This window comes from Enterococcus sp. GPZ-007, from assembly GCF_059374735.1.
Genome location: NZ_JCAFYN010000006.1, coordinates 90105 through 103728, shown reverse-complemented (window position 1 = coordinate 103728; position 13624 = coordinate 90105). Strand labels below are relative to the sequence as shown.

The window sequence follows — 13624 nt, the reverse complement described above, 5'->3', positions numbered from 1 at the left end:
GGTTCATCAATGGAGTTAACGAAATTGCAAAATGGTTCAGATATTCGTGGAATCGCTATCACGGCTGAGGATAAGGTAAAAAATTTAGGTGTGGAAGAAGCTCGCGTGATTGCACAAGGGATTCTTAATTGGTTAACAGATAAAGGTGTGCAACGTCCTTTTAAAATTGGGATCGGACATGATAGTCGGCTGACTGGACCAGAGCTAAAGGGGGCACTGGTATCCGTTTTTGAGTCAGCGGGTTGTGAGGTATTGGATTTCGGTTTAGCGACGACGCCGGCTTTGTTTATGGCGACGCAGTTTGACGAGTTTGCTTGCGATGCGGGGATTATGCTGACAGCGAGTCATTTGCCGTTTTATTTTAATGGTATCAAGATATTCAGCCAGGCAGGCGGCGCGGAGAAAAGTGATATCGCCTACATTTTGACCCATACCGAAGCAAGTGAAGCAGCGGCTGGCAGTGTGAAGCAAGCGGATTTGTTATCGCGTTATGCGGCTGACTTAGTTGAAAAAATCCAACGCGGCAGCGGTAGTGATCAGCCATTGAAGGGGTTGAAGATCGTTGTTGATGCGGGTAACGGGGCAGGCGGCTATTTTGCGGATAAGGTGTTGGCGGTTCTAGGTGCGGATACCAGCGGCTCACAATTTCTGGAGCCTGACGGGAATTTTCCAAACCATATTCCGAATCCTGATAATAAAGAAGCGATGGCGAGTATTAAGCAGGCAGTGCTTGAGAACAAAGCCGATCTTGGTGTGATCTTTGATACGGATGTCGATCGTTCGGCAATTGTTTCTAAAGATGGTCAAATGATCAACCGCAATAACTTGATCGCCGTACTATCTGCGATCGTTTTACAGGAACATCCCGGCAGTACGATCGTGACAAATTCGCCGACATCGGATCATTTGAAAAACTTCATTGAAGAAAAAGGCGGCAAGCAATACCGTTATATCTCTGGTTATCGCAATGTCATCAATAAAGCGATCGAATTGAATGAGGAAGGGATCGATTGCCAATTAGCGATCGAAACCAGCTCTCATGCGGCCTTCAAAGAAAATTATTTCTTGGATGATGGGGCTTATGTCATCGCGAAAGTTTTAATGCTGTTACCGAAATTACAAAAAGAAAACCGCGAGCTGACTGACTTGATGGCTGAACTGGAGCAGCCGGTGGAAACCTTAGAAATTCGCTATACGATCAACGGTGAAAACTATAAAGAAGTCGGCCAGCAAATGATCGAAAAATTCCGTAGCGAGCTGCCGAAGCAAGCTGGGTTTGCGGAGAATCCTGAGAATCAAGAGGGCGTGCGCTTTTCTGTGACAGAACCTTACGGAAAAGGCTGGATGCTGCTGCGTCTGAGCTTGCATGAACCATTGTTAGTGATGCAGGTGGAAAACGATCAAGCCGATCAAATACAAAAACAATTACCAATCTTTCGTGAGATTTTGGCGCAAGATTCGCAAATTGAATTAACGAAACTGGATCAACAATTGAATAAGTAAGAATCCTTGCAAAATAAGCCCCTTCGTTCGATGATAAGAGTCAGAACGAAGGAGCTTTTTTCAGGAGGAAAGATTATCATGAGAATTACATTTGATGAAGCAGCAAAAGAAAAACTTTCTACTTATTTAGGAGCAGATAAAGTATTTTTGTTAACATTTGAAGACGGGGTAGGTCCGTATTCGCAGCATGCCATGATTCACATGCAGACACAGTTTTCCATTAACATTATTTCCAACGAAATGAACAAAACCGACTATGATGAAAAAATTCCATCAGAGATCGGTGATTTTTGGATCAAAGGGTATTCGAAGGAAGATTTGCAGGAGGAAATGCGAATCAAATTTAATCCGCGTCTCAGCACCTTCAGCTTATCTGGTGAAGGCGGCATGATCGATGATAACTTAGGGGTTATCGATTTTACCAAAAATTAATTTATAAAGGATCGTCTTTCTTTTTTTTCTTGATTTTTGATATGATGAAAAGAAAAAAGCGGGGGAATAAAATGGCAAAAATCATGATCGTGGAAGATGAAGCAGTGATTCGTCAATTGATTGGTGAAGAGTTAACGAAATGGCGATTCGACGTTTATCAGACCACGAATTTTAATCAAGTCTTTGAGGAATTCGAACAAATTGCACCGCAACTAGTTTTGTTAGACATCAATCTGCCGGTGTATGATGGCTATTATTGGTGTCAGAAAATCCGTGAAGTCTCCAAGGTACCGATTATTTTTATCTCTTCCCGAAATACGAATATGGATCAAATCATGGCGATGAATATGGGAGCAGATGATTATATTACCAAGCCGTTTCAGGTCGATATCTTAGTAGCTAAGATTAACGCGTTGCTGCGGCGTTCATACAACTATGCGGAAAGCGGCGAAGAATTAGAGCACAACGGAATCACGTTAAATATCGACAACAGCAGTATGACGATCAATGAAGAGGTGGTTGATCTCAGTAAAAATGAGTACCGTCTATTGTTTATCTTGATGAAGCAGCATGGGAAAATCTTGAGCCGGGACAAGTTATTGCGTGCGCTTTGGGATGATGAACGCTTTGTTGATGATAATACATTGACGGTCAATATCAATCGGCTGCGTCGAAAGATCGAACAAGCCGGGATTGATGATTATATCCAAACGAAAGTCGGACAAGGCTATATCGTCCCATAAGGTGCTGCTATGACATTTATCAAGTATTTAAAAGATCGGCTGCTGGTCTTATTAGGCTGGGCAGTTTTGAGCTTATTGCTGGTCTTTATGGTTTGGCTGACGCCGGATTTGCATGGCTTTTGGGACAATCTCAGTTATTTGCTGATTCTGCAATTATTTTTGGTTTTCCTCTTTTTTACGATTGATTTTTATCGTCGAAAAAAGTGGTTCCGAACCTTTGATAAGCAAGAGGAGTCGCATCTGCAGCATTTTGTAGAATCTGCCGCCAATAACGAAGAACAGCTGATTCAGGAGTATGTAAACCAGCAAGTGCGCGAGCATCATCTAATGGTTGAGCAATTGCTAGACAGCCAAAAGGATCAGAAGGATTACATGGATTCATGGATCCACGAGATCAAGGTGCCGTTAGCGGCGGTTGATTTGATCTTGAACTCGATTGAATTTGACATTCCTGATGACAAGTTTGTGCTGCTGCAGAATGAGATTCAGCAGATTGACGAGTATGTCGAGCAGGTTCTCTATTATTCTCGTTCCGATGAATTTGTAAATGATTATTTGATTCAGGAGTATTCATTGAAAAAAATCATTCAGCCGATCATTCGCAGTCAAGCCAACTATTTTATTCAAAAAAATCTGCAATTAACCCTGACAGAAGAGGATGCAAAAGTACTGACGGATGCGAAGTGGATCGAATTTATTTTCCGGCAGCTTTTAAGTAATGCGATCAAGTATACACCGGATCACGGTCAGATCAATATCACGATCGAGAAGAAAAGCGGCGGGATCGCCTTGAAGTTGCAAGATAGCGGAATCGGCATCCCTTCAGAGGATTTGGGAAGAATCTTTGATAAGGGCTTCACTGGTGAAAATGGACGTAAAGCACAACAGCATTCGACAGGACTAGGGTTGTATCTAGCCAAAACGTTAGCAGGAAAACTTGGGGTCGAACTCTCCGTAGAATCGACGATGGATGTGGGGACGACGATGACTTTATTTTTCCCTCGATTAGATTATTATCATGAAGAACGGTAATTTTTTTAAATTTTTTGTTTTTGATTGCTAAATTTCCTTTTTTTCGCTAAACTATTCCAGTTGTGAATTGAAGGGAGTAAGTTTATGAGTATTTTGATTGCCCTAATACCGATGGTAGCATGGGGAAGCATTGCTTTGGTGAGTGGAAAATTAGGCGGCGACGCCAATCAGCAAACCTTAGGAATGACGATGGGTGCTTTTGTTTTTGCATTAGTGACCTATTTTATCGTACAGCCGGCAATGAGCGGTTGGATTTTGTTAATTGGTTTCTTGTCAGGTCTCTTTTGGTCAATCGGTCAGAACGGTCAGTTTCACGGGATGAAATATATGGGCGTTTCGGTTGGTCTGCCGATCTCAACCGGGTTTCAATTGATTTTGAATACCGTCGCCGGTGCCGTATTCTTTCATGAATGGACAAAGACCAAAGATTATGTTTTTGGTTTTATCGCATTAGCATTACTTGTCTTGGGTGCCTACTTAACAGCGCGTAAGGATGACGAAAGCGGTGTAGAGACAGAGGACACCATGTTGAACTTCGGCAAAGGTTTCCGATCATTGATCTTCTCGACACTAGGTTATGGCGTCTACACGATCATCATTACTTGGGCAGGTCTTGATCCGTTGGCGATCATCTTGCCGCAAAGCGTCGGCATGTTAGTCGGAGCCAGTTTCTTTGCCTTTCGTAAAGCGAAAGTGGATCGTTATGTTTGGCGCAATATGGCTTCCGGTTTATTGTGGGGCATCGGGAATGTCTGCATGCTTTTAAGTGTTCAAAATATCGGCCTTGCAATTGGTTTCTCCTTGTCGCAAATGGGGATCATTATCTCAACGTTAGGCGGGATCTTCCTGTTGGGCGAACGTAAGACAAAAAAAGAAATGTACTATGTCATTATCGGCTGTCTGCTGATCATCGTCGGCGGTGTCGTGTTAGGCTATATGAAAGCATAATGCAGCGGCAAATGTAGTTGCTGCTGAGCATTGACCTGTCAGCTTTGAGCCGGCGGGTCTTTTTTTGAAAATAAAAAAATCGGATACCTCCAGAGAGATATCCGATAAAGCTTTTTATTGTCCGGAATTCAATTCCATTAGTTTTTGCTTCAAGTCGTTTTCCATATGACCGATCTCGATCTCGGCCATTTGGCGACGTTCGCGACCTTCTTTTTGGATACGCAAGGTTTCTTCCAGTGTTTCCACCAGGTCGTTTTGAGTTTGCTGCAATGTTTCCAGATCGACGATGCCGCGTTCGTTTTCCTTGGCAGTCTCGATCGTCGAAATCTTCAGCATCTCTGAGTTCTTCTTCAACAAATCGTTGGTTGTTTCAGAAACTTGACGTTGCGCTGTAGCAGCGTCTTTTTGACGTAACAGGGTCAAAGCGATCGCTACTTGGTTCTTCCATAAAGGAATCGCTGTATTGATCGAAGCTTGGATTTTTTCAGCCAATGCTTGGTTGGTATTTTGGATCAAGCGAATTTGCGGTGCTTGTTGGATCGTAATTTGACGAGCCAATTTTAAATCGTGGGTTCTCTTATCTAAACGATCTAAGAATTGAGTATAATCATTAACGATTTGAACATCCATTTGGTCGCCAGTACTTTGCGCTTTTGCTGTTGCTTCTGGAATCGTCGTTAGCTTCATTTCTTCGACCTTCAATTCAGCTGCGGCGATATAGATGTTCAACGCATCAAAGTAATCTTTGTTCTTATTGTAAAGAGTTTCCAGCATTTGGTTGTCACGTAACAAACCGTCTTTTTCGACGTTCAATTTTGTTGCGATCTTGTCGATTTGTGCACCGATTTTTTGGTATTTCGTCGTGATTTCATAAATCGATTGCTTCACTTTACCAAACATTTTTTGGAAAATATTGCCTTCGCCAACACGTAATTCATCAGGATTGGCTTCATTTAAGCGATACATTAATTGGTTCAGTGAGTCGCCGATCGGACCGATGTCTTGTGAAGATACGGTATTCAACATTGATTGCGAGAATTCACTCAATTTGGTTTGAGCGGTTGAACCGTAACTGATTACGGCCTGTGAGTCGTTGACATCGATTTTTTTGGCAAGTTCCCGCGCTTGTGCTTGTCGTTCTTCAGGCAATTTATCCACTAAACGGTCTGCTTGTTCTTGCGACTGCAGGTGGGAGATTTCTTGTTGCTGAACGGGGGTTAAGGCGTCGGTGCCAAAAGGGTTGCTAAGTAGATCGTCTAAAGTGCTGTCGACCGGTTTGGTCTCTGGTTTATTTTCTGGTTCCACTATGTGTCCTCCTGTTCGAAAAAAATCTAGCTTAAGCTAGATTTTTTGTTTAGCTTTAATTTTTTATTTTGTGGTCAAATCAGGATCTTGGTCAAGATTTTTCTTCGCGATCGAGATTTCAACATCCATGTCTTCTAAATCTTCGGCCACGAATTGTTGATAGTCTTTTACGATTAAATCCGCCATCTGATCAATGATTTGAGCGCTTTCCTCTAGTTTACCATAAACTTCTTTTGACTTGACCTCATGTCCGTTAATTTCGACATAATTGTCCGTTAAATCCACGATGTTCGGCAAGTGCGTATAAAGAAACTGACTTGCTTCTGGTAAACGCTTTGGATCTTTTACCAATTCTTTAAACAAAGCTTTTGCCGCCTTCAATGTTTCATGTCGAAGGTCAATGGCTTTAAGTTTGGCATTTTTTTGGATATTTTGCTGCAATTGCAAGACTTGCTGCTTCGAAAGATTCATTGTTTCGCGGAACAATTCGATCTCGCGTTCACTCATACCCAATTTTTTATAATAAGCTTCTTTTTCTTTAGTAAGAAATGGTAATTCTTCTTTTTGTTGTGGACGGATTTTTCTTCCTTTGAATCCACGATAAATCAACCAAAAACCAACGACCAGCATTAATAAGACGATAAAGTCGCCAAAGTCTCCTTCAAAAAAGGAGAGAATACCGATTGCTGCGATGATGATAGGGAATATTTTCCTTCGCATAATAATCCTCCTAGTCTAGTAATAACCCTTCACATTATTTATTCAAATTACTTGATTTCTTTACACGCTCATCATAGCATGAATTTCTATAGAAATAGTATCGGACTAAAGATGGATTTTTCAGATTTAGAAAAAACATAAGAATTTTCTGTGATACAATAAGGCAGAACCGTTGAGTTAAGGCTACTTGGAGGAAAGGTGTCGCTATGTTAGAGTATAAAGATTTTGAAGAGAAGACGTTAAATCGTAAAGAATTGTTTAAGGGAAAGATTATTGAAGTTTATTTGGACGATGTTGCCTTGCCGATGGGCGGGACAGCAAAGCGTGAATTGGTTTTTCATCATGGCGGTGTGGGGATCATCCCGATTACTAAAGAAAATAAAATCATTATGGTGAAGCAATTCAGAAAGCCGTTGGAAAAAGTTGTTTTGGAGATTCCTGCTGGAAAAATCGATCCTGGTGAAGGTCAACATCCGGAAAAGACAGCGTTGCGGGAATTAGAAGAAGAGACTGGTTATCACACAGAGAAATTAACCTACATAAATGAAATGTATCTATCACCGGGATTTTCAAATGAGAAATTATATATCTATGCTGCGACCGATCTGGTCAAAGTAGAAAATCCGCGACCACAAGATGATGATGAAGTATTGGAGCTTTATGAATTAACGATGGAAGAAGCGAAGCAGGCGATTCAAGAGGGATTGATCTGTGACGCGAAAACAATCTTTGCAGTCAATTATTGGGAATTGCTGCAATTTAGAAGGGGAGATCACGCATGAGCCAATCACCCTTGGTGACGCGCAGCGAGTTGAGAAAACGAAAAGAAGAACAGGAACGTTTGGCAGAAGAACAACGCAAAGCTGCGGAACAAGCCTATGAAAAAAGAGAAAAAGAAATCAGCAACGTGTATCGCAAAGAGCTGAAAAAGAACAAACCAGTCACAAAATCCCGCAGCAGTGAGCGGGTAAAGCAAAAGGAACGCAGCAGCTTTTTGAACAAAGCGATAATCATAGTATTACTATTGTTGATCGTGGTCATGCTGGCTGTTTTCTTCATTTAAGCTGTAAAATGAAACTAAAAGAAATTGAGGGATAATTATGAAAATCGGTATTATTGGTGCAATGGAACCAGAAGTAAAGGCATTACGCGAAGTCTTGGAGCATCCATTATCTTGGGAACAATCAGGCGCACTGTTCATTTCAGGAAGTTTAGGCAACCATGAAGTGATCGTCGTGCAATCAGGGATCGGTAAAGTATTGGCTTCAATCACGACCTCTGTTTTGATCCAACAATACAAGGTCAATATGGTTATCAACACAGGGACTGCCGGCGGGATCGGTGCGGGTCTGGCGGTTGGAGATTTAGTTGTCGCGGATAAGGTAGCTTATTATGACGTGGATGCCACGACCTTTGGGTATAAAATTGGTCAAGTGCCGGGAATGCCGTTGTATTTTGAAAGCTCGACCTATCTGAAAAGCGAGATGCTCGAAGCTACCAAAAAAATGAATCAAACTGCCCACGTTGGGTTGGTAGTTTCAGGTGACACATTTGTCAGCAGCCCCTCAAAAATCTATGAGATCAAAGCGGCCTTTCCGGATGCGTTAGCCGTTGAGATGGAGGGAGCAGCGATTGGGCATACGGCTGCTCAATTTGGTATTCCATTCTTGATCGTGCGAGCGATCAGCGACACAGCCGACAGTGAAGCGACGGAAACCCATGAGGAATTTGTTAATCGCACGGGCGAATTGTCCGCTCAATTAGTGATTGAATTTGTTAATCATTTAGTTTAAGGATAAGTGAAATGTTTTAGATCAAGGAGGAGCTTATGATGCGTGCATTACTTTCAATTGATTACACGAATGACTTTGTTGCCACTGACGGGAAGCTGACTACAGGTGAAGCGGGTCAGGCGATTGAACAAGATTTAGTAGCTGTGACGAAGGAATATTTTGATCAAGGCGATTTCATCGTTTTTGCGATTGATGGTCACGATCCAAGCGATCAGTACCATCCTGAGAATAAACTTTTTCCCCCACATAATGTGATCGGTACGGCCGGTCGCGATTTATATGGATCACTAGCTGATTTTTATCAAGCAAACAACGCAGAGAAAAACGTTTATTGGATCGACAAGCGTCATTATTCAGCCTTTAGCGGGACTGATCTGGACATCCGGTTGCGTGAGCGGGGGATTACTGAGCTTTGCCTGACAGGAGTCTGCACGGATATTTGTGTGCTGCATACCGCGGTAGATGCTTATAATCTGGGGTATCAGTTAGTGATCCCAGAAAAAGCAGTTGCCAGCTTCGATGCAACGGGTCATACGTGGGCGCTGAGTCATTTCAAAAACACCTTGGGCGCAAAAATCGTTTAATAAAAGCCGTAAGAGTTAGATTTTGTAATCTTACTCTTACGGCCTTTTTCTATTTTAAATAGTCTGCTATAAAGGTGGTGAAATCCTCAATGATCCCATCCTGTGCTAAGCCCTCTGCTTTAAAGACTCCGCGGTTTTTTCCTTCTGGATCAATTGCGACGATCGTGCCGATCTTGGCATTATGAGCCGCCTGCAAGCCTGAATAAGAATCTTCGATCACGAGACAATTTTCCGGCTTCATCTTGATCTTTTCTGCTGCGATCAAGAACATATCCGGCGCGGGTTTGCCCGGAAATTCACCGTTGAAGTAAACGATTTTTTCATAATCGAACCATCTTCCTAAGTCCAAATAGTCATAATAGAAATCCAGATTGACCTTTGGCGATGCTGTCGCGATCGTCGTTGGGATTTTTTCTGCTTTCAAATAGTCCAATACTTCCTCAATCCCTTTCGTAAAATGTTTACGATCAGGAGCGGCGATGAGTGCTTCACGATAATAGCTCTCTTTTTCGTCCGATAATTTTTGAACCTCTTCGTTTGTCAGCGTTGACGAGACGAACTTACGCAAAATCACATCGTTGGTCTTGCCATGGAAATTTTTCATGATTTCTTCTTTGGTCACTTCTTTATCCGCATATTTCTGGATCAATTTCAACCAAGCTGCTTCATGTAAATCGGAATCTAAAAACATTGTCCCGTTAAAATCAAAAATAATGCCTTTCATAAATACCCCTCACTTTTTTCCAAAGATAACCCTAGTTTAGCATGTTTTGCAAAAAACAGATGAAAAAGATAGGTTTGTTTGCAACTTCAAATCAATCGTTTTATAGTAGGTAAGAATAAAAAGATGGAGATGAAAAGCATGTTGGACTACTTAGTCATTGCACTCTTTGCTTTTATCGGCGGTACAGCACGCTATTGGTTAGGCGTGTGGATTCCTGCTGTGAACGGTTTTCCATTAGGGACGCTGCTGGTGAACTTATTAGGGTGCTTCATTTTTAGCTGGATTGTCAAACATATCCTAAGTGATATCGATGTTTCGGCTCGTTTAGTTTTAGGAATCGGCGTTGGTTTTTGTGGTGCTTTGACGACATTTTCGTCATTTGCCTTGGATACGATGAAACTAGTCCAATCAGGACAAATCGGATTGGCGTTTCTTTATTTGGTTCTATCGTTTGTCGGTGGATTTGCCATGACCGTACTAGGTGAAGCAATCTACCACAGAAAGGTGGCGGATCAATGATCGAAACACTGTTAGTCGGCAGCGGTGCAGCGATCGGTGCGATGCTGCGTTTTACCTTAAATAATTACTTTGAACCGCAGACGAAACGCTTGCCCCGGTCAACATTCTTTATTAATTTGACGGGAAGCCTGTTATTAGGAATCTTTTTTGGACTGCACTTATCTGATCCAGTTTATTTATTTTTAGGCACAGGAATCATGGGTGGCTATACCACTTTTTCTACCTACAATTTTGAATTGTTTGTCTTATGGAAGAATGATCGTTCCATGTTTTATCGTTATTTTTTTGGTTCTTATGGATTAGGCTTGCTGTTGAGTTTTATCGGCATCGTGATTGGAACAGCAATTTGAAATAGTCGGATGAGAACAAGTTCATAGAGTTTTTTGAGTAGAGTAATCTACTCTTTTTTTGTTTTCTACTATTCGAAACAGTTACTTTCATTCTGTTTTTTTTGGAACTGAAAGAAGTCCATAAGAACTCTTTATTCTGCAATAATATAGAAAAGTTGGATAGTGATTACCGCATTTGGCGAACCTTTTGAGGCGTTTGATGGAAATAGTCTTTGAATTTCTGATAAAACTGGGTCTTGTTTGAAAAGCCAACGTATTCGCTGATCGCTTCGATGGGAACTTTGGTAGTCAATAGTAAGCGATGGGCTTCGTGAAGACGTTGTTCGATGATTAGCTGTTTAAAATTTTTCCCCGTCTCTTTTTTTATTAGATTGGATAAGTAGTTACGGTTATAGCCGAGCTCTTCAGCAAGTGTCTGTAAGGAAAGATTGTTTGAGTTTTCTTCGATTTGCTGAAGTATTTTCAACATAGTGACTGTACTTGTATCCTTCTGATAAATCGTTGATAATTGCGCATGATACACCCGGGAAAGCTGAAGAAACAATACCTGAGAGTGAGCATTCATGATTTCATTGCTCAAACGAGTGTCTAAGAAAAATTCACGAATCATCTGTTCAAAGGTTGCTTGGATCTCTTTATTATTGACTAAGTCAAGTAGTAAATAATTTTCGCTAAGATCAGAATCAAAAACACTATTGATAAGAAAATCATAAGTAACACCTGTATTTTCGACATCTATTCTAGTGAACGCTGAAAGATTGATGTCGGAGGTTTTGAATAAAAAATTGATCAGCAAATCTTGTTCACCCAGTGGCATCAATTCATGCTGAGAATTTGGATCCAAAAGTAGTAAATGTTTTTCTGGTAATAAGAGTTCTTCCCCATTAACAATCTGCTTTGATTCCCCTTGAAGCATATAGTTAAATTCCATAAATTGATGAGAATGTAGAGGATAGTGAGCGAAACGCCTGTGTTTTCGAATTAAGATCACTTTGTTTTCGAAAAAAAGTTCATTCTTGATTTTTAAATAGCTCGATTTTTCTTCGTTAAATTCATCCAGCCATTTTCCTGTTTTTTTTTGTACTTTTTCAGCCTCATCCAAAGGTAAAAAGTAGTCTTCAATTTGTTTCATTTTTTCATCACCTGTATTTTTGATACTCAGATACTAACATTTTGTCATTGTTTCGTAAACGGTATCATCGTATTCTAAGCCTGTAAGTTGCAGCGCAAGAAAACAATTAAAGGAGAGAGTCATGGAAAAACAGTATCTAGAAATGGCTAAACAGATTCCAATTGAGGATCGGCCGATTTCAAACAAAAAATTGTCTGGATTAGGAAATTTCTTTGGATTATACGGTGGGGAGCATATTGCAGCGACCGAATTTGTTATCGGCGCAACCTTGGTCACTTGGGGAGTCAGTGCAACGAATATTTTTATTGGACTATTAATTGGTAACTTGTTAGCGACACTCACGTATGCACTTGTTTGTGCGCCGATAGCTGTAGATACACGATTGACTCTATATTCCTATTTGAACAAAGTATTAGGACCCTACATGCAAAAAATATATAACTTCATTTGGGGAATTGCTTCGATTGCAATGGCGGCTTCAATGTTAACAGTATCAGCTTCTGCGGTGCGCGAGATTTTTAACGTACCTCTGCAGACAGAATGGTATCCAACGAGTATTACCTTTGTTTTGATCGTGATCGTTTTAGGTGTGATCGTGACAGTTGTTGCAGCTAACGGTTTTGATGCGGTAGCAAAATTTGCTTCAGTCAGTGCTCCTTGGATGATTTTAGTCTTTTTTGTAGGCGCTTTATTGTCGCTGCCGACATTACTTGAGACAGCAGGAACACAAGGAATACATTCCTTTGGCGACTTTATGAACTTAATGAATGCAACCGTTTGGACAGGCAATCCTCTGCCTGGTAATCCACAGTTGGGCTTACCCCATGTGATTGCTTTTGCTTGGATGTGTAACTTAGCTTACCATGGCGGTTTAAACGATATGTCCTTGTTCCGTTTTGCACGGAAATCGACTTATGGTTATGTATCAGCAGTCGGCATGTATATCGGTCATTTCTTTGCTTGGGGATGCGCCGGCATCATGGGTGCAGCTGCTGCATCTATGCTAGGAAAATCCTTGATGGTCTTGGATTCAGGAGCGGTAACAAACGCGGTTGTCGGCGGTATGGGCTTATTAGCAGTCATTTTTGCTGGGTGGACAACAGCGAATCCAAGTATTTATCGGCAGGACTAGCCTTCCAAACGATTTTCAATGTAGATTTGAAAAAATTAACTTATGTCGTAGGAATCGTCATGACACTGGCGGCTTGTCTGCCAATTACGGCTAACGTAATGACGATTGTTAATATTATTGTTTTAGTTGTTCCATCCATCGGGGCGATCGCGATAACGGAGCATTGGATTTTACCCAAATTAGGTGCGACGCGTTACTGGTCCATGTACCGTAAAGATCAAGTGAATAAAGCAGCGCTGATTGCATGGCTGATTTCGCTGGCCTTTGTAGTCATCATGACAGTGACTAACGTGATTCATTCGTACTTTTTGTTCTTGCCGACCTATTTGCTGGCAATGGGTGCTTATGCAATTTTAGCTTTATCAATGGGCGCGAAGGAAGATTACTCCGTAGAGGCAGCAGAAGAAGAAAAAATTCAGCAAGCCCTACAACAATTGATCCAAGAAGATGAGAAGGATATCGTGGACAATCGTCAGGTGAAAGTCCCTAAATTATCTCGGGCACTGCAAGGAATGTCCTTTGTATTCTTAGGTGTGATCCTTATCATCACGTTTATGCGCTCAAGCGGAACGATGGATGATCCAACCTTTAGAACGGTCTCTTTACTATTGACTTTATTATACTTTGTTTTTGGCGCAAGCGGCATGTACGTGAGAGAAAAGGCATTTGAAAAAGTAAACGCAGCACAGGTGAAAGAAGCATCATAA

General features: G+C 41.3%; 17 protein-coding genes. 13 read left to right on the top strand and 4 right to left on the bottom strand.

The window, feature by feature from the left end:
- The first annotated feature begins 9 nt into the window (after positions 1 to 9).
- The 5 genes from AC4J95_RS05460 (at position 10) to AC4J95_RS05440 (ending at position 4658) form a co-directional block, all read left to right on the top strand.
- Positions 10 to 1503 carry a phosphohexomutase domain-containing protein gene (locus AC4J95_RS05460; RefSeq protein WP_494548955.1) on the top strand — a complete coding sequence of 498 codons (1494 nt, stop codon included), beginning with the start codon at positions 10 to 12 and terminating at the stop codon, positions 1501 to 1503.
- A gap of 78 nt (positions 1504 to 1581) precedes the next feature.
- Positions 1582 to 1935: an iron-sulfur cluster biosynthesis family protein gene (locus tag AC4J95_RS05455; RefSeq protein WP_494548954.1), complete on the top strand. Its 354-nt coding sequence runs from the start codon at positions 1582 to 1584 to the stop codon at positions 1933 to 1935.
- A gap of 71 nt (positions 1936 to 2006) precedes the next feature.
- Positions 2007 to 2678, top strand: a complete 672-nt coding sequence (sapR, locus tag AC4J95_RS05450) for a two-component system response regulator SapR (protein WP_316404139.1) — start codon at positions 2007 to 2009, stop codon at positions 2676 to 2678.
- Positions 2679 to 2687: 9 nt separating this feature from the next.
- Positions 2688 to 3710, top strand: a complete 1023-nt coding sequence (sapS, locus tag AC4J95_RS05445) for a two-component system sensor histidine kinase SapS (RefSeq protein WP_494548953.1) — start codon at positions 2688 to 2690, stop codon at positions 3708 to 3710.
- Between the two features lie 84 nt (positions 3711 to 3794).
- Positions 3795 to 4658, top strand: a complete 864-nt coding sequence (locus AC4J95_RS05440; RefSeq protein WP_494548952.1) for a GRP family sugar transporter — start codon at positions 3795 to 3797, stop codon at positions 4656 to 4658.
- Positions 4659 to 4772: 114 nt separating this feature from the next.
- Here AC4J95_RS05440 and AC4J95_RS05435 read toward each other — a convergent pair whose 3' ends face one another.
- Complete coding sequence (locus AC4J95_RS05435) at positions 4773 to 5963, bottom strand: toxic anion resistance protein (protein ID WP_494548951.1); 1191 nt, start codon at positions 5961 to 5963, stop codon at positions 4773 to 4775.
- A 63-nt stretch (positions 5964 to 6026) separates the two neighbouring features.
- The gene (locus tag AC4J95_RS05430) at positions 6027 to 6683 is read right to left on the bottom strand and encodes a 5-bromo-4-chloroindolyl phosphate hydrolysis family protein (protein WP_494548950.1); all 657 of its coding nucleotides are present in this window, start codon (positions 6681 to 6683) and stop codon (positions 6027 to 6029) included.
- A gap of 206 nt (positions 6684 to 6889) precedes the next feature.
- On the opposite strand from AC4J95_RS05430, the gene AC4J95_RS05425 reads away from it, so the two are divergent.
- From AC4J95_RS05425 to AC4J95_RS05410, 4 genes are read left to right on the top strand one after another with little or no spacing between them, the layout of a single operon-like run.
- On the top strand, positions 6890 to 7465 hold the full coding sequence (locus tag AC4J95_RS05425) for an NUDIX hydrolase (RefSeq protein ID WP_494548949.1): 576 nt from the start codon (positions 6890 to 6892) through the stop codon (positions 7463 to 7465).
- Positions 7462 to 7746 (top strand): cell wall synthase accessory phosphoprotein MacP, encoded by a 285-nt coding sequence (macP, locus tag AC4J95_RS05420; RefSeq protein WP_316404146.1) that lies wholly within the window; start codon positions 7462 to 7464, stop codon positions 7744 to 7746. Before AC4J95_RS05425 ends, macP begins: the two co-directional genes overlap by 4 nt.
- 37 nt (positions 7747 to 7783) lie before the next feature.
- Positions 7784 to 8476: a 5'-methylthioadenosine/adenosylhomocysteine nucleosidase gene (locus AC4J95_RS05415; RefSeq protein WP_316404147.1), complete on the top strand. Its 693-nt coding sequence runs from the start codon at positions 7784 to 7786 to the stop codon at positions 8474 to 8476.
- Between the two features lie 38 nt (positions 8477 to 8514).
- Complete coding sequence (locus tag AC4J95_RS05410) at positions 8515 to 9060, top strand: cysteine hydrolase family protein (RefSeq protein ID WP_316404196.1); 546 nt, start codon at positions 8515 to 8517, stop codon at positions 9058 to 9060.
- A 49-nt stretch (positions 9061 to 9109) separates the two neighbouring features.
- Here AC4J95_RS05410 and AC4J95_RS05405 read toward each other — a convergent pair whose 3' ends face one another.
- A complete protein-coding gene (locus AC4J95_RS05405) occupies positions 9110 to 9784 on the bottom strand; it encodes an HAD family hydrolase (RefSeq protein WP_494548948.1) in 675 nt (224 codons plus the stop codon).
- A gap of 138 nt (positions 9785 to 9922) precedes the next feature.
- Here AC4J95_RS05405 and crcB point away from each other — a divergent pair, with 138 nt between their 5' ends.
- Both crcB and AC4J95_RS05395 read left to right on the top strand, forming a co-directional pair.
- Entirely contained in the window at positions 9923 to 10303 is a 381-nt protein-coding gene (gene crcB, locus AC4J95_RS05400) for a fluoride efflux transporter CrcB (protein WP_494548947.1), read from the top strand.
- Entirely contained in the window at positions 10300 to 10653 is a 354-nt protein-coding gene (locus AC4J95_RS05395) for a fluoride efflux transporter FluC (RefSeq protein WP_494548946.1), read from the top strand. The genes crcB and AC4J95_RS05395 overlap by 4 nt, the downstream gene beginning before the upstream one ends.
- 166 nt (positions 10654 to 10819) lie before the next feature.
- Here the strand turns inward: AC4J95_RS05395 and AC4J95_RS05390 are convergent, their stop codons facing one another.
- A complete protein-coding gene (locus AC4J95_RS05390; RefSeq protein ID WP_494548945.1) occupies positions 10820 to 11785 on the bottom strand; it encodes an AraC family transcriptional regulator in 966 nt (321 codons plus the stop codon).
- A gap of 121 nt (positions 11786 to 11906) precedes the next feature.
- Here AC4J95_RS05390 and AC4J95_RS05385 point away from each other — a divergent pair, with 121 nt between their 5' ends.
- Together AC4J95_RS05385 and AC4J95_RS05380 are read left to right on the top strand one after the other, a co-directional pair.
- Positions 11907 to 12917 (top strand): purine-cytosine permease family protein, encoded by a 1011-nt coding sequence (locus AC4J95_RS05385; protein WP_494548944.1) that lies wholly within the window; start codon positions 11907 to 11909, stop codon positions 12915 to 12917.
- The gene (locus tag AC4J95_RS05380) at positions 12878 to 13624 is read left to right on the top strand and encodes a hypothetical protein (RefSeq protein WP_494548943.1); all 747 of its coding nucleotides are present in this window, start codon (positions 12878 to 12880) and stop codon (positions 13622 to 13624) included. Before AC4J95_RS05385 ends, AC4J95_RS05380 begins: the two co-directional genes overlap by 40 nt.